Annotated in this window: 25 protein-coding genes, 1 riboswitch and 1 other annotated feature; of the genes, 6 read left to right on the plus strand and 19 right to left on the minus strand. The window is 43.7% G+C overall.

The features are described from left to right. Positions 1-35: 35 nt before the first annotated feature. Genes hisC through hisG form a run of 3 tightly spaced genes read right to left on the minus strand, consistent with a single transcriptional unit; the run spans position 36 to position 3,289 of the window. Positions 36-1,076, minus strand: a complete 1,041-nt coding sequence (gene hisC / locus NB463_RS13685; RefSeq protein WP_053807212.1) for a histidinol-phosphate transaminase — start codon at positions 1,074-1,076, stop codon at positions 36-38. Between the two features lie 18 nt (positions 1,077-1,094). After that, positions 1,095-2,387: a histidinol dehydrogenase gene (gene hisD, locus NB463_RS13690; protein WP_005390871.1), complete on the minus strand. Its 1,293-nt coding sequence runs from the start codon at positions 2,385-2,387 to the stop codon at positions 1,095-1,097. A gap of 5 nt (positions 2,388-2,392) precedes the next feature. After that, complete coding sequence (hisG, locus tag NB463_RS13695; RefSeq protein ID WP_005390869.1) at positions 2,393-3,289, minus strand: ATP phosphoribosyltransferase; 897 nt, start codon at positions 3,287-3,289, stop codon at positions 2,393-2,395. A gap of 53 nt (positions 3,290-3,342) precedes the next feature. Next, positions 3,343-3,480: a sequence feature (His leader region), on the minus strand. A 365-nt stretch (positions 3,481-3,845) separates the two neighbouring features. Between hisG and NB463_RS13700 the strand changes: the two genes are divergently transcribed. Beyond that, positions 3,846-4,799: a sigma-54 interaction domain-containing protein gene (locus NB463_RS13700; RefSeq protein ID WP_258431641.1), complete on the plus strand. Its 954-nt coding sequence runs from the start codon at positions 3,846-3,848 to the stop codon at positions 4,797-4,799. Between the two features lie 326 nt (positions 4,800-5,125). Here the strand turns inward: NB463_RS13700 and tet(35) are convergent, their stop codons facing one another. Next, positions 5,126-6,727 carry a tetracycline efflux Na+/H+ antiporter family transporter Tet(35) gene (gene tet(35), locus NB463_RS13705; RefSeq protein WP_005390865.1) on the minus strand — a complete coding sequence of 534 codons (1,602 nt, stop codon included), beginning with the start codon at positions 6,725-6,727 and terminating at the stop codon, positions 5,126-5,128. Positions 6,728-6,836: 109 nt separating this feature from the next. After that, a riboswitch (Lysine riboswitch) is annotated at positions 6,837-7,019 on the minus strand. Between the two features lie 582 nt (positions 7,020-7,601). Here tet(35) and NB463_RS13710 point away from each other — a divergent pair. Then, on the plus strand, positions 7,602-8,009 hold the full coding sequence (locus tag NB463_RS13710) for an H-NS family histone-like protein (protein WP_005390863.1): 408 nt from the start codon (positions 7,602-7,604) through the stop codon (positions 8,007-8,009). Positions 8,010-8,136: 127 nt separating this feature from the next. Here the strand turns inward: NB463_RS13710 and NB463_RS13715 are convergent, their stop codons facing one another. Together NB463_RS13715 and NB463_RS13720 are read right to left on the minus strand one after the other, a co-directional pair. Beyond that, positions 8,137-9,441, minus strand: coding sequence for an inosine/guanosine kinase (locus NB463_RS13715; protein WP_005390861.1), 1,305 nt, complete (start codon positions 9,439-9,441; stop codon positions 8,137-8,139). A 117-nt stretch (positions 9,442-9,558) separates the two neighbouring features. Next, a complete protein-coding gene (locus tag NB463_RS13720) occupies positions 9,559-9,828 on the minus strand; it encodes a hypothetical protein (RefSeq protein ID WP_005390859.1) in 270 nt (89 codons plus the stop codon). 188 nt (positions 9,829-10,016) lie between these two features. On the opposite strand from NB463_RS13720, the gene mnmA reads away from it, so the two are divergent. The 3 genes from mnmA (at position 10,017) to purB (ending at position 13,287) form a co-directional block, all read left to right on the plus strand. Beyond that, positions 10,017-11,141 carry a tRNA 2-thiouridine(34) synthase MnmA gene (gene mnmA, locus NB463_RS13725; RefSeq protein ID WP_005390857.1) on the plus strand — a complete coding sequence of 375 codons (1,125 nt, stop codon included), beginning with the start codon at positions 10,017-10,019 and terminating at the stop codon, positions 11,139-11,141. Between the two features lie 10 nt (positions 11,142-11,151). Continuing rightward, positions 11,152-11,769 (plus strand): high frequency lysogenization protein HflD, encoded by a 618-nt coding sequence (gene hflD / locus NB463_RS13730; protein ID WP_046874772.1) that lies wholly within the window; start codon positions 11,152-11,154, stop codon positions 11,767-11,769. A gap of 147 nt (positions 11,770-11,916) precedes the next feature. Then, entirely contained in the window at positions 11,917-13,287 is a 1,371-nt protein-coding gene (gene purB, locus NB463_RS13735) for an adenylosuccinate lyase (RefSeq protein WP_005390853.1), read from the plus strand. Between the two features lie 116 nt (positions 13,288-13,403). On the opposite strand, the gene NB463_RS13740 is transcribed toward purB, so the two are convergent. The 9 genes from NB463_RS13740 to htpX all read right to left on the minus strand — a co-directional run bounded on the left by NB463_RS13740 (position 13,404) and on the right by htpX (position 20,638). Next, the gene (locus tag NB463_RS13740; protein WP_374043052.1) at positions 13,404-13,937 is read right to left on the minus strand and encodes a DUF3833 domain-containing protein; all 534 of its coding nucleotides are present in this window, start codon (positions 13,935-13,937) and stop codon (positions 13,404-13,406) included. Beyond that, a complete protein-coding gene (locus tag NB463_RS13745) occupies positions 13,937-14,530 on the minus strand; it encodes a hypothetical protein (protein WP_182018974.1) in 594 nt (197 codons plus the stop codon). The genes NB463_RS13740 and NB463_RS13745 overlap by 1 nt, the downstream gene beginning before the upstream one ends. Then, positions 14,490-15,002, minus strand: a complete 513-nt coding sequence (locus NB463_RS13750) for a DUF2878 domain-containing protein (protein ID WP_046874769.1) — start codon at positions 15,000-15,002, stop codon at positions 14,490-14,492. The genes NB463_RS13745 and NB463_RS13750 overlap by 41 nt, the downstream gene beginning before the upstream one ends. A gap of 6 nt (positions 15,003-15,008) precedes the next feature. Beyond that, positions 15,009-16,265, minus strand: coding sequence for an SAM-dependent methyltransferase (locus NB463_RS13755; RefSeq protein ID WP_054867767.1), 1,257 nt, complete (start codon positions 16,263-16,265; stop codon positions 15,009-15,011). After that, positions 16,259-17,077 (minus strand): DUF1365 domain-containing protein, encoded by an 819-nt coding sequence (locus NB463_RS13760; protein WP_065645363.1) that lies wholly within the window; start codon positions 17,075-17,077, stop codon positions 16,259-16,261. Before NB463_RS13760 ends, NB463_RS13755 begins: the two co-directional genes overlap by 7 nt. 1 nt (position 17,078) lies before the next feature. Next, positions 17,079-18,389, minus strand: coding sequence for an NAD(P)/FAD-dependent oxidoreductase (locus NB463_RS13765; protein ID WP_074191108.1), 1,311 nt, complete (start codon positions 18,387-18,389; stop codon positions 17,079-17,081). Between the two features lie 12 nt (positions 18,390-18,401). After that, positions 18,402-19,127 carry an SDR family oxidoreductase gene (locus NB463_RS13770; protein ID WP_006743053.1) on the minus strand — a complete coding sequence of 242 codons (726 nt, stop codon included), beginning with the start codon at positions 19,125-19,127 and terminating at the stop codon, positions 18,402-18,404. After that, positions 19,124-19,543 (minus strand): nuclear transport factor 2 family protein, encoded by a 420-nt coding sequence (locus NB463_RS13775; RefSeq protein ID WP_258430613.1) that lies wholly within the window; start codon positions 19,541-19,543, stop codon positions 19,124-19,126. The genes NB463_RS13770 and NB463_RS13775 overlap by 4 nt, the downstream gene beginning before the upstream one ends. 225 nt (positions 19,544-19,768) lie before the next feature. Then, positions 19,769-20,638 carry a protease HtpX gene (gene htpX, locus NB463_RS13780; RefSeq protein ID WP_005390832.1) on the minus strand — a complete coding sequence of 290 codons (870 nt, stop codon included), beginning with the start codon at positions 20,636-20,638 and terminating at the stop codon, positions 19,769-19,771. 476 nt (positions 20,639-21,114) lie between these two features. Here htpX and NB463_RS13785 point away from each other — a divergent pair, with 476 nt between their 5' ends. Further along, a complete protein-coding gene (locus NB463_RS13785) occupies positions 21,115-21,318 on the plus strand; it encodes a hypothetical protein (RefSeq protein ID WP_162860661.1) in 204 nt (67 codons plus the stop codon). A 76-nt stretch (positions 21,319-21,394) separates the two neighbouring features. Here NB463_RS13785 and bioD read toward each other — a convergent pair whose 3' ends face one another. From bioD to bioB, 4 genes are read right to left on the minus strand one after another with little or no spacing between them, the layout of a single operon-like run. Continuing rightward, positions 21,395-22,081, minus strand: a complete 687-nt coding sequence (gene bioD, locus NB463_RS13790; protein WP_074191106.1) for a dethiobiotin synthase — start codon at positions 22,079-22,081, stop codon at positions 21,395-21,397. Beyond that, positions 22,078-22,884 (minus strand): malonyl-ACP O-methyltransferase BioC, encoded by an 807-nt coding sequence (bioC, locus tag NB463_RS13795; RefSeq protein WP_074191105.1) that lies wholly within the window; start codon positions 22,882-22,884, stop codon positions 22,078-22,080. Before bioC ends, bioD begins: the two co-directional genes overlap by 4 nt. Next, complete coding sequence (gene bioF / locus NB463_RS13800) at positions 22,884-24,035, minus strand: 8-amino-7-oxononanoate synthase (RefSeq protein ID WP_258430614.1); 1,152 nt, start codon at positions 24,033-24,035, stop codon at positions 22,884-22,886. The genes bioC and bioF overlap by 1 nt, the downstream gene beginning before the upstream one ends. Beyond that, positions 24,022-25,074, minus strand: a complete 1,053-nt coding sequence (gene bioB, locus NB463_RS13805) for a biotin synthase BioB (RefSeq protein ID WP_012841957.1) — start codon at positions 25,072-25,074, stop codon at positions 24,022-24,024. Before bioB ends, bioF begins: the two co-directional genes overlap by 14 nt. Between the last annotated feature and the right edge of the window lie 27 nt (positions 25,075-25,101).

The raw sequence follows: 25,101 nt of genomic DNA on the forward strand, positions 1-25,101 counted from the left end.
TTCTCGGCATAAACCGAGAACGTTGAGAATTCTATTTATGAATAGTAGTTTCTAATGAAACCCAGTGTCTTTTCACACTCGTCGCGGTTACCAACACTGATACGCACGCAGTTCTCAATTGGCGAGTTACGCAGGATAATGCCCGTATCCCAAGCGGCTTTGAAAAGAGCATCGCCATCTGGGAATTTCACCAATAAGTAGTTACCCCACCCTTCAAAAACCTCCAGACCCGGAATCATCGACAAACCAACTTGTAAGTAAGCTCGGTTCGCGTTCAAATCGAGAACTTGGAACTTCGCTCGCGCTAGGCCTGCTTCAGAGAGCGCTTGAGTAGCAATTTCAGCAACTGGAACCGGTACTGGATATGGTGCGATCACTTTAAGAAGGACGTTAATCAGTTCTTCGTTTGCTAGCGTAAATCCACAACGAAGACCAGCAAGCGCGAAAGCTTTCGACAGAGTACGCAGAATCGCTAGATTTGGATATTCTGCCAATAAATCTACTGTTGACGCTTCTGGACAAAAATCGATGTACGCTTCGTCCATGACCACGATTGCGCGGTCTTTTGTCATCTCAAGCAGAGAGACAATATCGTCACGCTTAACTAAGTTACCCGTTGGGTTGTTTGGCGAGCATACGAAAACCAGTTTCACGTTATCTAGATTCGCTTCGATGCCTGCAAGGTCTAGTTGCCAATCTGACGTTAGCGGCACCGTTTTGCGCTCTACACCGATGGTTTCTGCACTGATGGCGTACATACCGTAAGTCGGTGGGCAGTATAAAATCGCGTCTTCACCCGGTTCACAGAAAGCACGAATCAATAACTCAATACCTTCATCTGCACCGCGAGAAGTCAGCGTTTGTTCTGGCTTCACTCCAGCATACGCGGCGTAAGCAGAAATCAGTTCTTTCGGCTGGCATTCGCTGTAACGATTAAGACGAGCAAAGTCTGTTTTGTATTCATTGTTGAATGGCGATTCGTTGGCGTTCAGCCATACGTCACCTGTACCACCAATTCGGCGAGCCGAAAGATAAGGTGTTAGTTGTTGGACTTGTTTACGCGCTAGCTTTTCCATCTCTTTACTCTCTTATTCTTACTTACTTGCTAATTTTTCTACACGGATAGTAACAGCACGTTTGTGGGCGTCCAGACCTTCTGCTTCAGCCATGGTGACAACCGTTGGCGCAAGATTTTTAAGACCGTCAGCTGAAAGCTCTTGAACCGTCATTCGTTTAGAAAAATCAGCCAAACCTAAGCTTGAATATGTCCGTGTGTAACCGTAAGTAGGAAGAACGTGGTTAGTGCCCGATGCGTAATCACCTGCAGATTCAGGCGACCAATCACCAAGGAAGATCGAACCTGCGTTGTCTAATAGAGGCAGAAGCTCGCGTGGGTTCTTAGTCTGAACAATTAAGTGCTCAGGGCCATAATAATTAGAAATAGAGATCGCTTGGGTGATCGATTCAGCAATAATGATTAAACTCGATGCGAGCGCTTTTTCTGCAATCTCTGAACGAGACAACTCTTTCAATTGACGACGAACGGCATCTGTCACCTGATCTGCAATAATGGCTGATGGCGTCACAAGTACAACTTGAGAGTCAGGTCCATGCTCTGCCTGGCTTAGGAGGTCCGCCGCAATAAAATCTGGGTCCGCTGTTTCATCCGCAATCACAAGAACTTCCGAAGGACCCGCTGGCATATCAATCGCTGCGCCACGGAAATCATTGCTCACCTGACGCTTTGCTTCCGTCACGTAAGCGTTACCCGGGCCAAAAATCTTATCAACTTTTGATACGGTCTCTGTACCATATGCCATTGCAGCAACAGCTTGACCACCACCGACGTTGTACACTTCATCAATGCCACACAATTTTGCTACGTAAAGGATCTCGTCAGCGATTGGAGGCGGAGAGCAAAGCACAACTTTACGACAGCCAGCAATTTTCGCAGGCACGCCCAGCATCAAAACCGTCGATGGCAATGGCGCGCTACCACCAGGAATGTACAAACCCACTTTTTGAATTGGACGTGTTACCTGTTCACAAAGCACACCCGGTTGAGTTTCGACTTTAATTGGCTGTGGCTTTTGCGCTTTGTGGAATTTAGAAATATTGGCATAAGCTTGCTCTAATGCGTTTTTCATTGATTCAGACAAGCGCTCTGAAGCGGCTTTAATTTCCTGAGAAGAAACACGAATGGACTCAGGTTTAACGCGATCAAACTTTTCTGTCAGCTCGTTGAGAGCAGAGTCGCCTTCATTTCTAACTTTAGCGATAACCTCAGACACTGCTGCAGTGATATTTGCACCTTCTGCAATAGCAGGACGTTCTAAGATCGAATCTTGCTGCTCTTCACTTAAAGATTGCCAAACGACTGTTCTCATGATGTTTACTCCATCATTTTTTCAATTGGTAGCACTAGGATTGAGCTAGCACCTAACTCTTTTAGCTGTTCCATGGTTTCCCAGAACAGGTTTTCAGAACTCACTAAGTGAACAGCCATTTTCTGCTTATCTGCAGAAAGAGGAAGAACAGTAGGATCCTCAGCACCAGGAAGTAGTGCTTTGATTTGATCGAGCTTTTCAGCTGGCGCGTGAAGCATGATGTACTTAGACTCTTTCGCTTGTTGTACGCCTTGCATGCGAGTCAGTAGTTTTTCAATCAGTGCTGTTTTGTCTGCATCAAACTCACCGATACGTTGAATCAGCGTCGCTTTAGATTTAAAGATCACTTCCGCTTCTTTTAAGCCATTCGCTTCTAACGTTGCGCCAGTCGATACCAAATCAGCAATAGCGTCAGCTAGACCTGCGCGAGGTGCAACTTCTACAGAGCCAGTTAGCATACATGTGGAGAATGGAACGCCTGCTTCATCCATGTAAGCTTTTAGGAGTTGAGGGTAAGTTGTGGCAATACGCTTACCGGCTAAGTCTTGTGGACCGTTGTACTCTTCATCCTTGTCGATAGCGATAGACAAGCGACAACCGCCAAAGTCAAGTCGACGAAGTTGTACAAACTCACATGGTTCACCCAGAGCTTTGCGATCAAGACGAACTTCTTCCAATTCATTTTCACCAATGAAACCTAAGTCAACAACACCATCCATGATCAAGCCAGGGATGTCATCGTCACGAACCAAAAGCAAATCAATTGGCATGTTCTCCGAGTGAACCACTAAACGCTCACCCATTACATTAAATTTTACGCCGCACTGTTTTAGCAGAGCTTGGCTCTCTTTGCTAAGGCGACCTTTTTTCTGAATTGCGATTCTTAAGCGTTGTGTTTGCATTGCTTTTTCCCTGTGCAAGATTTTGATATCTAAGTAATTTTTGAATTAATAAAACTAAAAAACCCTCGAGAGATTGGAGTCTCCCGAGGGTTTAAAATCTGCTTTTACTTTGATTTCACCTCCGGGAGTTTCCTGCCTCCCGGGTATGCGTACATCGCCCGAAAGACTAGATTGGGTGATGATGGTGATGAATGTTCATTACAAAATTACGCATACTTATTTAAGGCTCTATTGAGTTGCTTCGTTAGTAACCACACTAACCAAGGATTCTATATTTTTCAATACTGAATTTAAAATTTTCTGGCTATTTTTTATAATAACTTGATTTTAAAGGATTTAAATTTAATTTCAGTTGAGTATATGGGTAGAAATTAGGTTTCTATTCAACCCTATTCTTAAAGAAAAAGAAGAATAGTATGAATTTTCATCAAAACAACTATTTAGATCTCACCGCCCTTAGTAATTGACATCATTCTCAATAAAGAGACATCCGCTCACGTTTGAGACGACTCATTCAAAACTATTATTTTAGTGGGGCAAAAAATAGTGATTAACCATGAAACTGCGTAACGGTAGTAACAAACAAGCTGTGGATTTCAGCGATACAACACTATACCCATTAATCGGCAATAGTGCATGTATCCAAGAACTTCGCACGGCAATCCAAAAGTACGCTCAATGTGATGCTGAAGTACTCATTCAGGGTGAAACAGGGGTGGGCAAAGGTCTCTGTGCTCGTCTTATTCATCAGTTGTCGAACAGACACTCGGCACCTTTTGTTGAAGTTAACTGCGGCGCAATTCCAAGTGGTCTTATTGCGTCAGAACTTTTCGGTCACGAAAAAGGAGCATTTACAGGAGCGATTTCAGATCGTATCGGTTTTATTCAAAAAGCGCATAAAGGTACCCTATTCCTAGATGAGATTGGTGATATGCCGCCGGATCTACAAATCCACCTTCTGCACTTTTTAGAGAGTAAGCAAATCCATAAAGTCGGCGCTGATAAATTCATTGACGTGGACTGCAGAGTCATTGCTGCGAGCCACGTGGATTTGAAAAATGAGGTTGTACAAGGCGGATTCCGTGAAGATTTATTCCATCGGCTTAATATCTTGCCATTAACTATTCCTCCACTGAGAAAGCGTGGGAAAGATATCCTTATGTTATCAGAACACTTCTTAACAGATTTGTCTCATGGTCAGGTACAAAAAATGTCGGATAAAGTAAAAGCCAAGCTCCTCAAGCATCGTTGGCCAGGTAACGTAAGAGAACTGCGAAATGTAATCCAACGAGCGATTGTCATGTGTGAAGATCACACGCTTCTCGTCGCTGACTTGGGCCTTGATAATAATGAAAGGCAATTACTTCCTTCAGTGGACCAAATTGATCTTGACTACCTACTGCAAGCTATCGAAGAAAATAAGCACAATATGAGTGCGGCTGCACGTCATCTTGGTATTTCAAGAACAACGCTTTATCGTCTAATAAAGAAATACAACTTAAATGTTTAGTTGCTGTACAGGTGTAACGTGACACTGTGTAACAGACAACTCATCATATATCATTTACTTAGCCCCTCATCATAAACCTCTTGACATTACCGTCTTTAAAATCAACAAGTTAAACCAGGCATAGTCTTTGCTTAGAGCTAAGAAGAAGTCGGTTGATAGATTTTCTATCACAGCACAGAAAGGAGTGCTCAGAACACAAATAGCTCGCTTTTAACACGAAACGATTATCCCCAAAAACGCGATTGCCCCCCTCACCTAAATCGCGTTAAAAAAAAGCTCCGCTAAATTTAGCGGAGCTTCCTCTTTATTAAAAACACTGAGCTGTACTAGACATTTTGGCACGATGCCATTTTAGACTTCGACAACCAAGAAAGTGCTCCACATACAATAATAAATGTGATTGATGCAGCGATGAATGAGAATGCAATTGACGCAGTCATCCCCAAAGTAATGAAGCCAACACAGGAAACTAGCGCCACGGACAATGCATAAGGCAACTGGGTCGATACATGATCAATATGATTACAACGTGCACCAGTCGACGACAGAATAGTGGTATCGGAGATAGGTGAACAATGGTCACCAAAAACGGCACCGGCTAAAACTGCACTTAGCATTGGGAGCATTAGCGCAAGATCGGTTGCACCAGCCATATCACCCGCGATTGGAAGCATAATGCCGAACGTACCCCAAGAAGTACCTGTTGAAAATGCCATTAGACCAGACAACAAGAATAGGATAACCGGTAGCCAATGTGGATTGATATTGCCCTGAGCCATTGTAGAAAGGTACGAACCCGTCTTCATATCACCGATAACCGAACCGATAGTCCAGGCAAATACTAGGATTAGAATCGCGCCAAACATAGACTTAGCACCAATCCATAGTGTGCGTGCAATTTCACCCATTGGAAGACCTTGCTTCACAACAGTAAATAATGCGACAGCTAAGCCAAGCAAGCTACCGTAGATTAGTGATGTGCCTACATCTGTATTTTCAAACGCACCTAGAAGCGCAAACTCTTTGCCGTCAGCAGCCAATGCTTGGCCACCCGTGTAAAGCATAGAAGCGATAGTCGCAATAATCAGCGTCACGATAGGAAGTACCAAGTCTGACACTTTACCCTTTTCGCTTTCACGGATATCTAGCTCTTCGTTTAGATCATGCGCTTCTTGCGAGTCGTTTTCTTTGTCTTTATCAAAGCCGCGGCCTTGAGATGCAGAGATTTCATGCTCACGCATCTTACCGATATCGAGGCCAAACCACGCCACAGCAAACACCATAAGCAGTGCAAAAACTGCGTAGAAGTTCATTGGAATAAGACGAACGTACGCGCCAAGAGCCGAATACTCAGTGATCCCATGTGAGACTAAGATACCGCCGATAATCGTAATAATGTAAGCACCCCAGCTAGAAGCAGGCATGATCACACACATTGGTGCAGCAGTTGAGTCTAGAATGTATGCAAGCTTCGCGCGAGACACATAAAAACGATCGGTTACTGGACGAGAAATGGCACCAACAGCAAGACTGTTAAAGTAATCGTCGACAAAAATGAATACGCCTAAAAAGGCAGCAAGAAGTTTGGAGCCGCGTTTACTCTTCACTCGAGATTGTGCCCATTCGGCAAATGCACGAGTACCACCAGATAGCGTTAATAATGCAGTTGTCATACCTAATAAGATTAGGAAACCAACAATGCTCATGTTCCAAGTGTTAATTCCACCATCTTCAATAAAGACAGAAGAAACTTGAGAACTCACGTAACTAACGGTATCACCGATAGACCAGCTATTAAGTAGAACCGCACCCAGCACGATACCTACACCTAAGGAGACTAATACACGTCGAGTCAAAATCGCCAAAGTCAAAGCGACAATAGGTGGCAATAATGAAACAGGAGAACTAGAAAAATCTATTAAATTCATGATCTTCAAAAACCAAAGTTTGGCTAGAGATCTACTGCAGACAAGTCACGTAGCATACGATACGTGCTCATGTTGAACTTAGCGACAGGGAAGCGAACACTCCACCCAACCCTACAGTAGCGCTCCATAGTTTAATGTGAATATATACTATGGCAGTGTTGTTCCTTTCAGATACAACCCCAGCAAGTAACTTTGATGAGTTACTTACTTCGGCAATCTTCGCCTTCCACTATTATTCATTGGCATCACCCCAATAATAGCTACTCTTCGAGACCGCGCCTCTACGGCAACAACAAACAATTAACCACTAACTGTACAAATTAACAACAAATTGTCTGCAATATTGCATCAGGTAGCAGCCATTGTACTTATGATGAGAGTCAATGCAACACATCAAACTAAATTAAACAAATAAATAATGACTGAGATAATTTATAAACCTTGTCTACTTCAAGTTAGTTTTGTGCAACTGAAATCACATCAATTTTGTTATTTATGAAACATTATTACTACCTTAAAAATATCATGGTTTATCTTGTATCAATAAATTAAGGATATATGACACTCCATCAAAGATGGACGCTTCATATTTTTAAGTAATAACTCAACTTTTTTTATAAAAACCAAGCTGGCTTTATCTCTATACAATAACGAGTGTTGATTTCAATTCTCATCTAATAAGATTTATTTCGAGTGTAATAATATTTATTGCTTTAAAAAAATAGCTAAATTTAAACAAAATCTTGATTTAGTATTTGCACATAAGGAAAAGATAAAGTTAAATATAAGGACTCTTTGTTTATTTATAGATTGGCATTATTTAATCGTAACGATAAAAAGTGCCCAACACATTAACCTTTTAATAGGAATCGTTATGTCAGAGCTGACTAAAACCCTTCTAAATATCCGTAGCCTTCGTGCATTTTCTCGTGAGCTGACTCTAGAACAATTGGAAGAAGCTCTAGATAAACTAACTACTGTTGTAGAAGAGCGTCGTGAAGCAGAAGAAGCAGAACGTGCAGCACAAGCTGAGCAAGAAGCTAAGCTAGCAGAGATCGCAGAGAAAATTGCTCAAGACGGTATTGACGTAGAAGCGCTTATTACTGCGCTATCTGGCGAAACTAAGACGAAAGGCAAAGCGAAGCGTGCACCTCGTCCAGCTAAATACAAATACACAGACTCAAACGGTAATGAGAAGACTTGGACTGGCCAAGGTCGTACACCTTCTGCAATTCAAGAGCAACTTGATGCAGGTAAATCTCTGGATGATTTCCTGATCTAAATCCGCGCTATTTTTAAAAGGCTCCCAATGGGAGCCTTTTTTATTTGGTTCATTACAAATAAAAAAGGCGCATTTTTTAATGCGCCTTTTACTTTAGTTATAGAATGGTTAATTAAACTACTGTGTATTAACGTTCCCAGTATGCTTCTTCTAGGCTATCTTCTCGCTCAGGAAGCCCACGTGACAAACGTGGAGAATGTTGCACGAGAACTTCGTAGCTCGCACGGTTTGCGTATTTACATACTTGAGAAAAAGAAGAGTAAGTTAAATATTCGTTACTGTGCTTGCTTGAATTAGGCACATTTTCTTTATGGTATTTATTTGCCGCCATATCATGAAGAACAGCAGATAACGCAGCATCACCTGCACCATTGGTATTCTTGATTTTTTCTGGACCACCCATATATGGCGAGATATGTGAGTACACTTTTATTGGTGTTTCACATGTGTCTTTTTTCGCCGGACGACTAAATTCATAGCGATTAAATTCAGCGATTGACCCCGGAAGTAATGGCAAAGAAGTTTCGCGCTTCGCGCTGTCTTCCGTATAACCCGCCATAAATAGGCCTACAGGCCCCGCGGTGCACAATACTAGATCTGCCCACTCCAGTGTTTTATCAGATGCAGCAAGTGGGTCTGACTCACCCGTCAGAGCTTCTGCTTCATCTTCATTCATCGCAACGACTGAAACGTTATCTCGAATGAATTCTTGCCAATATTTCGGGTCATCTTGAATAACGAACTTAGTCCCAAGAGTCAGAACAACAGGTACATCATTCTTTTTCGCGTACTCAATCGCTTTCATTGTTGCTTCAGGCATTGGGTCGCCTTCTTTACAACGTACTAAGTATGACGTTAGTACAAGCGCCGATGCATTTTTAAAGATTTTTTCTGGAATGCTATCAGGATGCAGTTGGTTCATTTGCCCTTCACTGATCGCAAAAGTACGTTCACCATCTTCTGTAATAAGAGCGAAACAACGACCGATAGCGCCATCAACACCTTGTAGGTAGTTCAAGTCCATGCGGCTTGATGTATTACAAAGGTAACGGTAGCCATAGCTGCCAATTTTGATATCCTGGCTCATCACTCCAAGCAGCGTAGAGCGATCATCTGCTAGCACAGAGTAGTTGTGTAGCGTGTTACCAATTGTGCCACCCGCATACTCATTGGTAATTAAGTTCTCTTCTTTAAGTTGCTGGTACAACTCTTCTGCTCTTTCGTCATCAATAACCAAAGAGTGACCTTTACTCAGACCGTACTTTTCAATCACATCCGTTGTAACTTTAGCTTCAATATCAACCAAAGTTTGGTCAATACCAATGATGTGAGTGCGCGTCATCTTCTTGCTTTCTTGTGCTTGGCTCACCAGCGGGTCACGAGCATGAACAGGAAAATAGTGCTTCGATTTGCGTTGTCCAGGAAATTTCATATTGTAAGTCTGAGTAAGGGGATGAAAAGGAGAACGGATTCTATACCGCTAATAATAAAGCGGCAATAAAAGCAATTATAGCAAACGTTTGCTAGCCACTTTTTTCTTCTAGACTCCTTATTCACCTTCCATAAAACTTAGATCTGGCAGTTGCTCAAGGTGCTCGCAGTAACGCTTTAGGTTGAACTCACCTTCATTTTTCATCACATCGAAAATTTCAATCGACATGGCACATGCCATCATTGCAACCGCTTCTTCTCTAGGTGTCCCTGTCATCATTAAGCGCATTAGCGTCTCTTTAACTTTTAATGGATTGCCGTCCTCAAGTTGGTTTTCAACAATTTCAATCAACTCGGCTTCTTGCATAAACTGGTTTTCTTCGGTCATTTGGACTTTCCTCTTGGATTTTTGCCAACTATGCCATATATACCTCTTCTATACTTGCGAAATTGCCCGTTCGAATTTCTGTTGAAGAAAAATGCAGCGAAACGAATTGTGATTTCGATCTCGGATCTGTCACCGGTCTGTGGATTCTGATAGAATCTGCATCCCGTTTATTTAAGTGGTGTTTAGTAATGTCTGATAACAGCCAAAAGAAAGTCATCGTCGGTATGTCCGGCGGCGTTGATTCATCTGTTTCTGCGTATCTTCTCAAGCAACAAGGCTACCAAGTAGAAGGCCTGTTCATGAAGAACTGGGAAGAAGATGACAACGAAGAATATTGTACAGCAGCAGAAGATCTTGCTGATGCTCAGGCAGTATGTGACAAGCTAGGCATTCATCTACACACCATCAACTTTGCTGCCGAATACTGGGATAACGTATTTGAGTACTTCCTTGCTGAATACAAAGCGGGTCGTACACCGAACCCTGACATTCTTTGTAACAAAGAAATCAAGTTCAAAGCATTCCTAGAATTCGCTGATGAAGTGCTTGATGCTGACTACATTGCAATGGGTCACTACGTACGTCGCTCTTTCCCGGATAACGGTGAGAAACCAGCGATGTTGCGTGGCCTAGATGGCAACAAAGACCAGAGCTACTTTCTATATACACTAAGCCACGAACAAATTGGCCGTAGCCTCTTCCCTGTTGGTGATTTAGAGAAACCTGAAGTACGCCGTATTGCGGAAGAGCAAGGTTTAGTAACAGCGAAGAAGAAAGACTCGACAGGTATTTGTTTCATTGGTGAGCGTAAATTTACCGACTTTCTAGGTCGTTACCTTCCTGCTCAGCCTGGTAATATCGAAACGCCAGAAGGCGAAGTGATCGGTCAACACCAAGGTTTGATGTACCACACACTAGGTCAGCGTAAAGGTCTACACATCGGTGGCCGTAAAGGCGGCGGTGGTAACGAAGAGCCGTGGTTTGTTGGTGAAAAAGACCTAGAGCGTAACGTGCTAATCGCAGTCCAAGGTAAAGACCACCCGATGCTAAAATCAGAAGGTCTACTTGCGTCACAACTTCACTGGGTAGATCGTGAGCCAATTCGCGATGTTATGAAGTGCACAGTGAAAACTCGTTACCGTCAGGAAGATATTCCTTGTACAATCATCCCGATCGATGATGAAAACATTAAAGTGATCTTTGATGAACCACAAATTGCAGTGACGCCTGGTCAATCAGCAGTGTTTTATAAAGATGACGTATGTCTAGGTGGCGGCATCATCGAGCAACGCATTAAATATTCTCAAGCTTAGGAGTCGTTACGTGGCGAATACACTTTATGACCGTACTATCGCTTTCGCTGGTATTTGCCAAGCTGTCGCTTTGGTTCAACAAGTTGCGAGAAACGGGCATTGTGATCAAGATGCTTTTGAAACATCAATCAACGCTATTTTGAACACAAACCCTGCTAACACCGTTGGCGTATTCGGTCGCGAAGCCGATCTAAAGCTCGGTCTGGAGTGTCTGGTTAAAGGGATTGATAGCACCCCATCAGGCAGTGAGATCACTCGTTACATCATTAGCTTGATGGCGCTAGAACGTAAGTTAAGCGCTCGCAACGATGCCATGTCCCAGCTTGGTGACCGTATCCAGATGGCCAAGCGCCAGTCAGAGCATTTTGAACTGCTAGATGATCAAATGATCAGCAATTTAGCGAGCATCTACTTGGATGTTGTTAGCCCTATTGGACCACGCATTCAAGTAACAGGCACGCCTTCTGTACTGCAACAAACGGCCAGCCAACACAAAGTCCGTGCTCTACTGCTATCTGGCATTCGTAGTGCTGTTCTGTGGCGCCAAGTAGGCGGTAAACGTCGTCATCTAATTTTTGGCCGAAAGAAAATGGTCGAACAGGCTCAAATCCTGTTAGCCAGAATGTAGAATACTCTGCTAGCTCGCGTTTATCGCGAGCTACTTTTTTTCGAATAAAACAAATCCCGCGCAAACGTTTGCGCAATATTCGTGACAATTGCCACAGTTATTGGTATAACGCTCACGAAATTTAGAAACCCAATTCAGGAGAACATCATGGAACTGTCAGCATTGACTGCTGTTTCACCAGTAGACGGCCGTTACGGAAGTAAGACGATTGCGTTACGCGAAATTTTCAGCGAGTACGGTCTACTAAAATACCGTACTATCGTAGAAATTCGTTGGCTACAGAAGCTAGCGGCTACTGCTGAAATTGCAGAAGTGCCAGCATTCAGCGCAGAAGCTAACCAATTCCTAGACGACCTTGCTGCTAACTTCTCTGAAGAAGATGCACGCCGTATTAAAGAAATCGAGCGTACAACTAACCACGACGTTAAAGCGGTTGAGTACTTCTTAAAAGAGAAAGTAGCAGACGTTCCTGAACTGCACGCTGTTAATGAGTTCTTCCACTTTGCATGTACTTCTGAAGACATCAATAACACCTCTCATGCGTTAATGCTAAAAGAAGCACGTGAGCAAGTGATTCTTCCAGAAATCCGTAACCTAATTGACGCTATCAAAGCACTCGCAGTTGAATACCGCGACATTCCTCTTCTATCTCGTACACACGGCCAGCCTGCTTCTCCATCTACAATGGGTAAAGAAATGGCAAACGTGGCGTACCGTATGGAGCGTCAATTCAAGCAAATCGAAAACGTTGAGATCCTAGCGAAAATCAACGGTGCAGTAGGTAACTACAACGCACACCTTTCTGCTTACCCAGAGCTAGATTGGCACAAGTTCTCTGAAGAATTCATTACAGAGTCTCTAGGCGTAACTTGGAACCCTTACACAACACAAATCGAGCCGCATGATTACATCGCTGAGCTGTTCGACGCTATCGCTCGTTTCAACACTATCCTGATTGACTTCGATCGTGACGTTTGGGGTTACATTGCATTAGGCCACTTCAAGCAAAAAACCATTGCTGGTGAGATCGGTTCTTCAACAATGCCGCACAAAGTTAACCCAATCGACTTTGAAAACTCTGAAGGTAACCTAGGTCTTGCGAACGCAGTATTTGGCCACCTAGCACAAAAACTGCCTATCTCTCGTTGGCAACGTGACCTAACTGATTCAACGGTTCTACGTAACCTTGGTGTTGGTGTTGGCTACGCAATCATCGCTTACACTTCTACGCTAAAAGGTATCAGCAAGCTAGAAGTAAACCGTGAAGCGCTTCTTGCTGAACTAGATAAAAACTGGGAAGTACTCGCTGAGCCAGTACAAACAGTAATGCGTCGCTACGGTATCGAAAAGCCATACGAGAAGCTAAAAGAGCTAACTCGTGGTAAGCGTGTAGACGGCGAAGCAATGCGCAACTTCATTGACGGTCTTGAGCTCCCTGAGCACGAGAAAGCACGTCTGAAAGAGATGACGCCAGCGAACTACATTGGTCAAGCGGTTGAGCTGACAGATAAGCTGTAATCACACCTTGATTATCTGCAATTGAAAAGGTTGACGTGAAAGCGTCAACCTTTTTAGTTAGGAAGAAATAATTTCGGTTATTTGGTAGTAATGCAAGAGGATAAATCCCTCAACTATTATGGCTGTTTTTGGAAGAATAAGGTTATTGTCCCGACCTCTATACCAAACTTTTTAATTTTGGTGAGGTTGAAAACATGCTTCTCGTCCTGACGATAAAGCCAATCATCAAAAGCGACCGTTACTGTTGAGTCATCCATTTGCAACTCAAAGTCATACCGCCACTGCAACGCATTGCCTTGCTCAGCCCCTGTTGCTACACCAATAATATCCTCTGCTTTACCTTCATAGCGTCCATCTTCTAATTTGGTAATAACCCAAATTCGCTGGTCAACCTCTCCATCATCAAACACAAAGTCTTCCACCAGCGTCAACGTGTTACCTTCCACAGTACCCACTATGTCGACTTCAAAACGACGAGTTTGTTGTTCAGTGTAATCTTGGACCATCCCCCACGCCTTTGTATCGCCCTCAAAATAGCCGAATAAATCAAAAGTCGGTGTAGAAGATTGATAATTATCGATATCTGCTGAGCATGCTGAAAGTAAGGCCGCAGCGGCCAAGGCGACTGATTTTAAAATTAGTTTAAGCACTATCTAACCTGCCCTATTAATTGTTTTCGAAGTTTCGGGAACTCTGTATTAGGTGACAACCATATAGACAAAAACGCATCGTTCATTCGCTCATCTTGAACGAAGCCGACTGTCTTGATTTGTGCAATGCCAGCTTGTCGGTAAAGAAGCTGACCAGTTTTACCATCGGTTAAGTAAGTAAGCTCATCGCCTTTTTTTATATCAGGGAACATACGGTTTAGTTCACTGATCCAACTTTTTCGATATGGTTCAGTAAAACCAAGTTTTGCCCATTGCTCATCAGTTACATCAAGCAACTGCTGCTTGCTGATGTCTCTTTGATAGTTAATCTCCAATGCCAGAGGGTGTGGTGATACATCGCCATTTACAATGAACTTTCCATCAGGTGCGCTTAGTCGAGACTGATATATATCGAAGATGAACCATGTGAGTTGTGCCTCACCGACGGTTTTCCACCCCTTCCAACTCGACATCTTATCTGCGTTTTCACTGTTTCCAACTGGCTGAGCTTGTAGAGCAAAGGAGCCCATAACTACTAGAGAAGCAACTACCTTAATCAGCCTCTGGGTTAAATCTCTCTTCAAGCTTTTCATATCCGTATACCTTGAGTATTAAAAGCGTCATGGCAAACCATTCAGCAAATAGAATGACCAACGTAACGCTGGTATTAAATCCATATTCAACGACTTGGAGCTTGTAACCGGCGTAGTAACTGACGGTTCCTCCAACGCCACCTACAATTGATACGTAGATTTTTGGGAAACGGTACAAAACAGGCTTGAGCTGATAGGCATACCAAGAGAACAGAACCCAAAGGCACAACAACCAAATGGGTAACCATTGTGTTGGAAAGACAAAAACAGAAAACTGTTGATTGAGCGTATCGAGCACTACACCCGCCAAAACGATACTCGCGATGTGCTTCAAGGCAGAAGCGTCCGTCCTCCAACAATAGACAAGAGTAATAAATGTTAAGATCAGTGTTAGCCACTGCCATTGATAGGTCCCAAGCACTGCAGAGAACCAACAGAGCTGGAACCATGTAGAGGCAATCAGCAACTTCATAACGGTTTAAGGTCGCTGGAATGTCATGTGAACGGCACTGATACTTCGAGCTAAAAACCCACCTTCACAATAACTAAGGTAGTAGCGCCACATGCGGACAAAGCGGTCGTCATAACCGAGAGAGCGTACGTGATCTTCAGCTTGATTAAATCTAGAGTGCCACTCGCTCAAGGTTTTCGCATAGTCCAGACCAATATCAAATAAGTCTCTCACAACCAAGTCACTGTATTTGGTCGCAGCTTGAGTTAAAGATGTAACCGAAGGTAAGAACCCACCTGGAAAGATGTATTTCTGGATAAAGTCAACGTTGTTACTGTAGTAATCATAACGCTGGTCAGCGATAGTGATGGCTTGAATTGCCATTAAACCACCCGGCTTGAGTAATGATTGGCATTGCTTGATGTAGGAAGGCAAAAATTGTTTTCCAACCGCTTCGATCATTTCTATCGAGACTAACTTATCGTAGTGACCCGAAAGGTCTCGATAGTCTTGTTTTAATAGAGTGATCTTGTCGCCCAAATTTCGCTCTCTAATTTTTTGTTCAGCGTAAGCATGCTGCTCTTCAGAAATCGTCGTTGTCGTTACATGACAACCATATTGCTCTGCCATGTAAATGGCCATAGCCCCCCACCCTGTACCGATCTCAATCACTCGATCGGATGGTTGAAGCTCAAGTTGCTGGCACAAACGATCCATTTTGTTGATTTGCGCTTGTTCCAAAGTATCGTTGTCTTGCACATATAAGGCCGATGAGTACAGCATGTTGTCGTCTAAAAATGACTCGTACAAATTGTTGCCCAAGTCGTAATGCGCATGAATGTTTTTACGAGAGTTCTCTTGAGAATTGCGGTTGGTCCAATGACTGAACTTGTACAGTATTTTAGTCAGCCAACTTCCTTTCTCTTCAAGTTTATCTAGCGCTCGCATATTGAGAGCCATAAGTTTCATTAACGAGGTTAGATCCGGGCTGTCCCACCAACCATCCATATAAGCCTCACCCGCCGCAATGCTGCCACCTTGCAAGATTCGCGAGTAAAAGCCAGGATGCTTTACCTCAATCGTCGCCACAACAGGCTGACCGCTGTATTCACCGTTGGGCGCATTAAAGCGCTCGCTTCTTTCTTTCGTTTCCGTCTTAAAGCTTTCAATAACAGTTAAGCAGCCGATTTCCATTTTTTGCAGACATTGAAAAATAACTCCGCGAGCCGCCTTTTGTGTTGTCGTCAATTTGCGCGGCAATGTCATAGAACTGGTATTTAACATGCAGAATTCTCCTTGTGCTTTTTATTTTTTTTGTCTGTTTTTTTAGTGTCGGCTTCTATTTCGTCGTGTGTTGAATATTTAGGATGAGAATAGAAAGGCGCGCCTTTCACCCAAAGTTTTAATGCGTGCCAATAAATACCAACCATTACTTTTACCGTCTGTATTGGCGTAACGATCAAACACTTCGATAAGCTTTTGCTCGAAAACACTTGAGCTTTCATTGTCATCGTCGCATCAAAGTGCTTTTCGCTTTTGTGGCATTCAAGATGAATCCTTAACTTGTCCGTCAGTGGTTTAATCTTCCAGTGATACTGTTGGTCAATTGGATTAAACGGAGAAACATGAAAGGCTTTCTCTTGTTCCCATCCAAAGTTTTCATCGTTTTGCTCAGCAGCGACTGCGTAGTAATGACGCTCGTTCCAAGGTGTATTGCTGACTTCAGCTAAGAGGTATTTCCATTCCCCTTCTTTGTTATAAACGTAGTAGAAATTCACCGGACTAAAATAAAGTCCTAAATAGCGCAAATGACAAACAGCGATGACTTTGCCGGTACAACGAACACCTGTTAACTCTTCAATTTTGTCGTGCACGGCCACCTTTAAGCAGCCCTCACCAACATAGTCACTGCGTTTAAAGCGTGCCCAATGCCACCAACGAGAGCCAAAACCCCAAACTTTTTCCTCTAGTTTTTTTAGCTCATCGACGTCAATAGCTGGCATAAACAATGAGTAGTTCAATTCATGTTTTATCGGCGTGAACCTGCGATGTCGAACGTTGCCAACAAACAACTGGCTGTTCATTTGGCTATCCATATCACGCTGCACCTTTTTCTAAGTTGACAGCAGTTTGAACGCGATATTTCTCTTCAAGCCCTTTCACTACGTCCAATGCGCTGCGAACGCCATCCTCGTGGAAACCGTTGTACCAATAAGCGCCGCAGAACCAAGTATTGTTCAGCCCTTGCACCTCTTCTTTACGTTGCTGTGCAGCGATAGAGTCGGTGGAGAACACTGGATGGTGATAGGTAAACGTCCGTAATACTTTGCTCGGTTCGATCTGCTCAGTGCTATTTAGCGTGACACAGAATGTGTGCTCAGATTGAACATGTTGGAGAATATTCATGTTGTAAGTAAGCGAAGGGAGACGTTGCTGTTCGTCTTCACTGCCCTCCAGTAGGTAGTTCCACGAAGCCCACGCCGCTTTACGCTTTGGAAGTAAACTCGTATCAGTGTGAAGCACCACTTCATTCGCTTGATAAGCCATATTACCCAGCACCTCTTGCTCGACTGGGCTAATGTCACCTAACATGTTCATCGCTTGATCACTGTGACAAGCAAAGATGACATCATCAAACCAATGCATTTCACCGTTGACTTTTAAACCCACACCATTCTCACTACGTAGCACTTTTTCTACCGGACTATTGAGTCGAATTTTATCGATAAAACCTTGAGTCAAAGGTGGAATGTACTCACGAGAGCCACCTTTAATTACATACCATTGCGGCCTGTTAGTAACATCAAGCAATCCGTGATTTAAGAAAAAGCGAAGGAAAAACATCAGCGGAAATGCGCGCATGTCCGCTAAAGTCGAAGACCAAATTGCAGCGCCCATCGGCAAAATGTAGTTATCTGAAAAGAAAGTACTGAAGTTGTGCTCATCAAGAAACTCACCTAGCGTCTGAGAATGACTCGATTGTTTGCTAGCGACGCTTTTGGCAAGTTTGTTGAAACGAAGGATCTCGAAGATAAAACGATAGAACTTAGGATTTACCCAATTACGCTTTTGAGCAAATAATGTCGACACGGTGTGACCGTTATATTCCAAACCATTGCCGTCGTTTCTTACACTAAAGCTCATCTGGGTTGGCAATCCTTCGACACCAATCTCGTTCATCATTTTGATGAAATTAGGATAAGTGCGATCGTTGTAAACGATAAAGCCCGTATCAATCGCATATTCTTTACCATCGAGTTTTACATCCACCGTCGCGGTGTGCCCGCCAATGTAATCGTTAGCTTCAAATACGGTGACATCGTGCTCTTTATGTAGATAGTAACCACACGTAAGGCCAGAAATTCCGGTCCCCACAATCGCTATCTTCTTTCTTCCTGCTGTTTTCATTTTTATTCCTTCTTATGACACGAGTTTAGCAGTTAGGCGAGCTTGCCAACTGTATGGAAGTAACGAGATAAAACGTAAAATACTGGTAAACCTCGCGGGGAAATAGATGTGAGTCTTGTTGGCAGCCAACTGTTTTCTGATAGAGTTGGAGGCTTGCCGCGTAGAAATAATCATCGGCATTTCGAAGTCATTTTTGTCAGTTAACGGGGTTTCCACAAAGCCCGGGAACACGGTCACCACTTGAATGCCCTTCTTCTTCAAATCAACAGCTAATGTGCGAGCAAAGTAGCTCACAGCGGCCTTAGAAGCGCCGTAGGCTTCAGCCCTTGGTAACGCGACTTCTGAAGCAATAGAACCCACGATAACGATGCGATGCCCTTTATCTAAGTGTGGTTGGCAACCTTCTACGCAGTTGGCAACACCAACGACGTTTACATTCATCACACGCGCCATGAGTTTCGCGTCAACCACACCGTTGTCCATATACTCACAATCCCCTGCATTAAAAACCCAGGTACTCGGCGTGAAAGGCAAACTGGACAGCGCCTGCTGAGTTTGTTCATGGTTTGTCACGTCAAACTGCAATGTATGGATATTAGAAGAAGCAGCCCCCAATTCAGCAAGAACGTCTTTGTTTCGCCCACAAGCAATAACGCTCCAATCAGAGTTCGCGTAATCTAAAGCCAGTTGCTTCCCTATTCCGGAGGTAGCGCCAGTGATTAAGATAGTATTGTTCATTGTCCTAACCTCTGCTTGATAGTTTTTACGACTGAGCCAAGTAAAGGTAAGTTTTCGTAAAGCATTTCTCCGAGATCAAAGTAATCTCGGTGATAAATAACTTGGCCTTCGCTGAATTTAAGATGCGACACACCATTAACGAGAATAGGTGCACCTTTTTGAAGTTTGGGATGCTGAAGATCCATGGTCCACGTTAGGAAGCCAGTATCTCCGACTTGTTGATGTTCGTGGATAACAAAGTCACAGCTTATGACGTTGGCATATAATGATGTGAAGTAATCTGAAAGTGCAAGCCACCCCTCTAAACGATGAGCAGCATCTTCAAAGACGACATCTTGGTGATATACGTCTTTAAGCAGATGTAAGTTCGCTTTATTCAGCTTTTGATAGATATTGCCAACAGACTGTATGTCCATGTGTTTACTCCTACATGCCCATCAAGTTGTACAAAATTATTATATGTACAAGATAGTTCATTCGTTAAAAGTTGTACAAAAATTATTTTGTATAACTTTGTTTCTGTAGGTAGATACGTGATGAATCTCGCAAGCGATCAATCGATCAAAAAAAAGGCTTGGTCAAAACCAAGCCTTTTCAGGAAATTAACGATTACTTTCGTGTGCGCTGTCAGTTTTTTACAACTAGTATTGCTGACTACGTAACGCTGCAATACGTTTATCTAGCGGAGGGTGGCTCATCAGTAGCTCAGTCAATGACTGCTTGCCATTGATACCGAATGCCATCATTGTGCCATCAAGTTGAGATTCGTGACTCATCTTCAAACGTTCCAATGCCGCGATCATTTTCTCTTTACCAACTAAGTGAGCAGCACCTGCATCGGCATGGAATTCGCGATGACGGCTGTACCACATGGTAATAAAGCTTGCCAAGAAACCAAACACTAGCTCAAGCACCATAGATACACCGAAGTAAACCATCATGTTTGTACCTTGACCTTCTTCATCATCGTTCGATGCCACAATATTGGCGATAAAACGGGATAGGAAGATAACAAACGTGTTCACAACGCCTTGCATCAATGTCATCGTGACCATGTCACCATTTGCAATATGGCTCACTTCGTGGGCCAGTACCGCTTCTGCTTCATCACGAGTCATATTGTGTAAAAGGCCAGTGGAAACCGCGACAAGAGAGTCATCTCGCTTTGCCCCCGTCGCGAATGCATTGATATCTGGTGAGTCATAAATAGCCACCGTTGGCATACCAATACCCGCTTGCTGAGCTTGACGACCCACAGTTTCGACTAACCAATGCTCAGTTTCGTTACGCGGACTTTCAATGACCATACCGCCAACCGAGCGCAGTGCCATGCCCTTTGACATCATCAACGAAATAAGTGCACCACCAAAACCAAATATGGCGGCCATAACTAGCAAACCAGAAAGACTGCCAGGTTGCATTCCAGTGGTAGCGTAAACAATATTCAGAACAACACTAAGCACTAGCACGACAGCTAGGTTAGTTGCTAGGAATAACATAATTCGCTTCATTACTTTTCTCCGAGGAAGCTTATCGTTTTTTTAAAACGGATTGTTATAAGGAACAGGTGGTAATCGCTGTAAAAGCCAATTCCGCTAAGTTTTATGCTCCGTGCGTTATAGATATAGTCTATCCGCGATAAAAACAAGGTTAAGCAATAAATTGCAACATTTGTTTTCGAGACTGAAAGATCATGCTCAAGCGATTTCTAGGCACGTTCTGATAAAAGCCATTACCTCCATTCATATTCATTCCTTACCGTGATGAAAAGCACTTTGAATCGCACCTCATCTATCAATGAATGGATGACCTTGATGTTAAATCTATCACCTCTAGGCAGCTTAGCTAGAAATATTTTACTAGACCAAAAACAGTATGTTAGCCCCGCTATAGACTTTGGTCTTATTGTGCGGCGACATGGACATGCTAGATTCAAGTGAGATGAACAAAACAGAGCCACTCTAAGTACATTAAAAAGGTACATTAGGTGAGCTCAAAACTTCCATGTATTGAGGGAAAAACCATGGTAGAAACTAACGACTATCAAATGGCTATTGATTTACTACGTTGTCATCTAGGCATCTCAGAGGATGAGGCGAAGCAACAACTTGGTATTTCAACCGATCATCATATGTCTCAGCGTGTTGCAGAAACTCAGCAAGCATTGATGGGGCTTAGCCAAGATAAGTAATCTGATGTTATAGATTACACCAATAAAAAAGGGCTGCATTGCGCAGCCCTTTGGTTTTTTAGTATTTTAAACACAATCAGTCAGTATTTAGCAAAGGCTCGATATTAATGTACTTGCCTAGCTCTTTGCGCTTAGCACTTGGAATGTATGGGATTTCGCCAAGCTTAGGCGCACCGATACGCGCTTCAAGCATCTCGATAATATCAGCATAGTGCTCGGTGCCAGGGTTCACTCGGTTTGCCACCCAACCAACAAGATTCAAGCCATCTGCTTTAATACTCTCTGCCGTGAGTAAAGCATGGCTCAAACAACCTAATTTAATACCAACCACCAAGACCACGGGTAACTGCTCTACTTGTACCCAAGTAGATAAACAGTCGGTATCTGACACAGGCACACGCCAACCACCAGCGCCCTCAACGAGAACGACATCAGCTTGCTGCTTGTGTTGAGCCAGCTTTTCACTGAGGAGTTCGTATTTTATTTCGACATGTTCATGTTTTGCCGCGATGTGAGGAGAAGCAGGCAACTCTAAAGCGTATGGATTCACATCATCATAAGCGACATCGAGTGTCGCGGCCGCTTGTAAATGTAAGGCGTCAGAGTTACGCCATCCAGCTTCAGTCTTATCACTCCCTGCTGCCACTGGTTTATAACCAATAGTGTTTAGTCCTTTTGCTGCCAACGCTTGCAAAATGGCTTTAGACGCTACCGTTTTTCCTACATCAGTATCCGTACCAGCAATAAAAAAAGCATCAATCATAGATGTATTACTCCAAAACAAACCTGATAACTTGCAGGTAGAAGACCTTGATCATTTTTAAACGCTTGGTACTCATGCTCAACTTGCAACAAAGTCTCTCGACTGGTTAAACCATGTGAGCGCCCGCTTACGTGATTTGCACCTATACCTTTGAGGTCACGCATAACTGAAAATGCTGAGTCGTACCAAACTGTGATGGTGGTCAAGTCTAGTTGATGGTTGTCACATCGAGATTGCGCTAACGCAATTTTTACCTGATTGAGCGACAGAAAGTTATTGACGTGTTGATATGCATCAATTTTTTTCCATGATGCTCGCAACTCGCACAGTGACCCTTCAGCTAGGGTAGAAAAAGCCGCCTTCCCATTAGCTTTTAGTAAACGACGAACTTCTCTCAGGGGATAACTTAAATCGGCACACCATTGCAAAGCCAAGCTAGAGAATACGTAGTCGAAGCTTGTATCGTCGAAAGGCAAGTTTTCTGCGTCGGCTAGCACATAATTCATTCGTTCATTGCCACAGCGCACCATAGCTTTGCTTAGCATCTCTTGAGAGATGTCCACACAAAACACTTCAGCGCCACGCTCTTGAAGAAGTTGAGAAAAATAGCCCGTACCACATCCTAAATCCAAAACACGTTTATGAGTTAAGTCATTCGGAAGTTTGTCTAGTAAGCGATGGCCGACATCACGCTGGAAAGCGGCATGTTTGTCGTACGTGTTAGCTGCTTTACTAAAGGAAGCGGCGATCGCTTGTTTATTAGGCAGTAAGCAATCCAACTTCATTTGCTCTGCATTATCCATTACTGCGTTCCTAATGCTTGCTTCAATGCCATTGAAAGCGTTTTAACTTGTTCGTTAGTGTGATTAGCAGTGAGTGTGATTCGCAGACGAGACGTCCCTTTCGGAACTGTTGGAGGACGAATAGCAGTAACCCAAATACCGTTTTGGCGACAAGCACCTGCTACTCGCAAAGCCAAATCAGATTCACCAATCACAAACGGCTTAATCGAAGTTTGAGTCTCAACAAAGCCCTCAACGTCGCTGAGGCTATCTCGATACACTTCACTTAACTCTGTGAGCTTTTCACGTCGCCAAGGCTGCTCTTGAACCATCGAGACAGCATGCGTGAGCGCATAGGCTTGTGCCGGAGGCATCGCCGTGGAATACACATGGTGACGAGCAAACTGAGTTAAAAAATCTCCCGTTGCGTGGTCACATAAAATAGCCGCGCCAGACATACCAAACGCTTTGCCGAAAGTAACGATCAGTATCTCAGGCTTAACCGCCGCTAATTCACATGAGCCACCGCCAGATTCCCCTAGAACACCGATACCATGAGCGTCGTCTACAGCAAGCCATGCATCATGATTACCGGTGACGTCAGCGATATCAGCAAGTGGTGCACAATCACCGTCCATGCTGAATACCCCTTCAGTCACAACTAGATGGTTGTCTTCGCTATTAATCAGCGACTTCAGGTGTTCGATGTCATTGTGCTTGAAGCGCTTCATCTTAGCTGGTGACAACGCCCCCGCTTCCATCAAAGAGGCATGGTTCAAACGGTCTTGGATGAGTACGTCTGATTTTTCTAGCAAGGTGAATAACAAAGCTTGGTTAGCACTGAATCCAGAGCCAAACAGGACTGCCCTTTCGTAACTCAGCCATTCTGTTAGTGCCGCTTCTAAATTGCTGTGCGCGGCACTAAAACCTGTGACCATTGGAGATGCACCACTGCCACTGCCGTATACACTCAAGCCTTGCTGCCAAGCACGAACGAGCGCTTGGTCATTGGCCAAGCCTAAATAATCATTACTTGAGAAGTTGATGTAGCGTCTGCCTTCGTATTCCAAAATCGATTGGTTGCCGGAAAACACCACATTCATCGAACGATTCAGCCCCTGCGCTTTACGATCGGCAAGGGCGGACTCGATACGAGATTTAAACGCTGGCATCGTAGAAAAGGTCGTCTTTTGTCGGACGAGCAGCAACGCGCTCTACGACGCGATCCAGCAACTCGTTTTCTTCGATTTCATCAGGTTTTTGAGACACCTCTTGGCTGTTAATGCCGAGCTTGTCGAACAGCATCATGTCTTTGTCTTCAGAAGGGTTTGGCGTGGTCAGAAGTTTGCAACCATAGAAGACGGAGTTTGCACCCGCCATAAAACACAGCGCTTGCATTTGTTCGTTCATGTTTTCACGACCAGCCGATAAACGGACTGCGGATTGGGGCATCATAATTCGTGCTATTGCAATCAGACGAATAAAGTCGAACGGCTCAACGTCGTCCACTTCTTCCAATGGTGTACCCTTCACCTTAACCAGCATGTTGATTGGCACACTTTCAGGATGTACTGGCAAATTAGCCAGTTCAACCAACAAACCTGCTCGGTCGTTAGCACTTTCACCCATGCCGATGATGCCACCGGAACAGATCTTCATGCCAGCATCACGAACGTGAGACAAAGTGTCTAAACGGTCTTGGTAAGTACGTGTGGTAATGATGTTGCCGTAAAACTCAGGTGAGGTATCTAGGTTGTGGTTGTAGTAATCCAGACCAGCAGTTGCCAATTGCTTTGCTTGATCTGGCGTCAGCATGCCTAATGTCATACACGTTTCTAAACCCATGCCCTTCACGCCTTTGATCATGTCGGTCAAATGCGGCATGTCACGCTCTTTCGGGTTTTTCCATGCTGCACCCATACAGAATCGAGTAGAACCAGCATTTTTGGCTTTTTGCGCAGCATCGAGTACGCGTTCTACTTCCATCAAACGCTCTTTCTCGATGTCTGTGGTGTAACGAGCACTCTGAGGACAGTACTTACAATCTTCTGGACAAGCACCTGTCTTAATCGACAGAAGCGTGCTTACTTGAACATGGTTGGTTTGTTGATATTGACGATGTACAAGCTGCGCTTCGAATAGGAGATCCATGAATGGTTTTTCCATGAGATCGCGCACTTCAGCATGCGTCCAGTTATGACGAACTTCCACGTGTATTCCTTTAGTCACTTTTGTTGT

The organism is Vibrio sp. RM-41-2B, assembly GCF_024744415.1.
In the GTDB taxonomy this organism is placed as follows: Bacteria; Pseudomonadota; Gammaproteobacteria; order Enterobacterales; family Vibrionaceae; genus Vibrio; species Vibrio diabolicus.

Bases quoted from the DNA above. Each gene is read 5' to 3' on its own strand.
- bioC (WP_074191105.1), bottom strand. From the start codon at position 22,884: ATGGATAATGCAGAGCAAATGAAGTTGGATTGCTTACTGCCTAATAAA.
- htpX (WP_005390832.1), bottom strand. From the start codon at position 20,638: ATGAAGCGAATTATGTTATTCCTAGCAACTAACCTAGCTGTCGTGCTA.
- NB463_RS13760 (WP_065645363.1), bottom strand. From the start codon at position 17,077: ATGGATAGCCAAATGAACAGCCAGTTGTTTGTTGGCAACGTTCGACAT.
- hisC (WP_053807212.1), bottom strand. From the start codon at position 1,076: ATGGAAAAGCTAGCGCGTAAACAAGTCCAACAACTAACACCTTATCTT.
- purB (WP_005390853.1), top strand. From the start codon at position 11,917: ATGGAACTGTCAGCATTGACTGCTGTTTCACCAGTAGACGGCCGTTAC.
- NB463_RS13765 (WP_074191108.1), bottom strand. From the start codon at position 18,389: ATGAAAACAGCAGGAAGAAAGAAGATAGCGATTGTGGGGACCGGAATT.
- NB463_RS13770 (WP_006743053.1), bottom strand. From the start codon at position 19,127: ATGAACAATACTATCTTAATCACTGGCGCTACCTCCGGAATAGGGAAG.
- bioD (WP_074191106.1), bottom strand. From the start codon at position 22,081: ATGATTGATGCTTTTTTTATTGCTGGTACGGATACTGATGTAGGAAAA.
- hisD (WP_005390871.1), bottom strand. From the start codon at position 2,387: ATGAGAACAGTCGTTTGGCAATCTTTAAGTGAAGAGCAGCAAGATTCG.
- NB463_RS13715 (WP_005390861.1), bottom strand. From the start codon at position 9,441: ATGAAATTTCCTGGACAACGCAAATCGAAGCACTATTTTCCTGTTCAT.
- NB463_RS13745 (WP_182018974.1), bottom strand. From the start codon at position 14,530: ATGAAAAGCTTGAAGAGAGATTTAACCCAGAGGCTGATTAAGGTAGTT.
- NB463_RS13720 (WP_005390859.1), bottom strand. From the start codon at position 9,828: ATGACCGAAGAAAACCAGTTTATGCAAGAAGCCGAGTTGATTGAAATT.
- hisG (WP_005390869.1), bottom strand. From the start codon at position 3,289: ATGCAAACACAACGCTTAAGAATCGCAATTCAGAAAAAAGGTCGCCTT.
- NB463_RS13775 (WP_258430613.1), bottom strand. From the start codon at position 19,543: ATGGACATACAGTCTGTTGGCAATATCTATCAAAAGCTGAATAAAGCG.
- NB463_RS13755 (WP_054867767.1), bottom strand. From the start codon at position 16,265: ATGTTAAATACCAGTTCTATGACATTGCCGCGCAAATTGACGACAACA.
- bioF (WP_258430614.1), bottom strand. From the start codon at position 24,035: ATGCCAGCGTTTAAATCTCGTATCGAGTCCGCCCTTGCCGATCGTAAA.
- NB463_RS13700 (WP_258431641.1), top strand. From the start codon at position 3,846: ATGAAACTGCGTAACGGTAGTAACAAACAAGCTGTGGATTTCAGCGAT.
- mnmA (WP_005390857.1), top strand. From the start codon at position 10,017: ATGTCTGATAACAGCCAAAAGAAAGTCATCGTCGGTATGTCCGGCGGC.
- NB463_RS13710 (WP_005390863.1), top strand. From the start codon at position 7,602: ATGTCAGAGCTGACTAAAACCCTTCTAAATATCCGTAGCCTTCGTGCA.
- NB463_RS13750 (WP_046874769.1), bottom strand. From the start codon at position 15,002: ATGAAGTTGCTGATTGCCTCTACATGGTTCCAGCTCTGTTGGTTCTCT.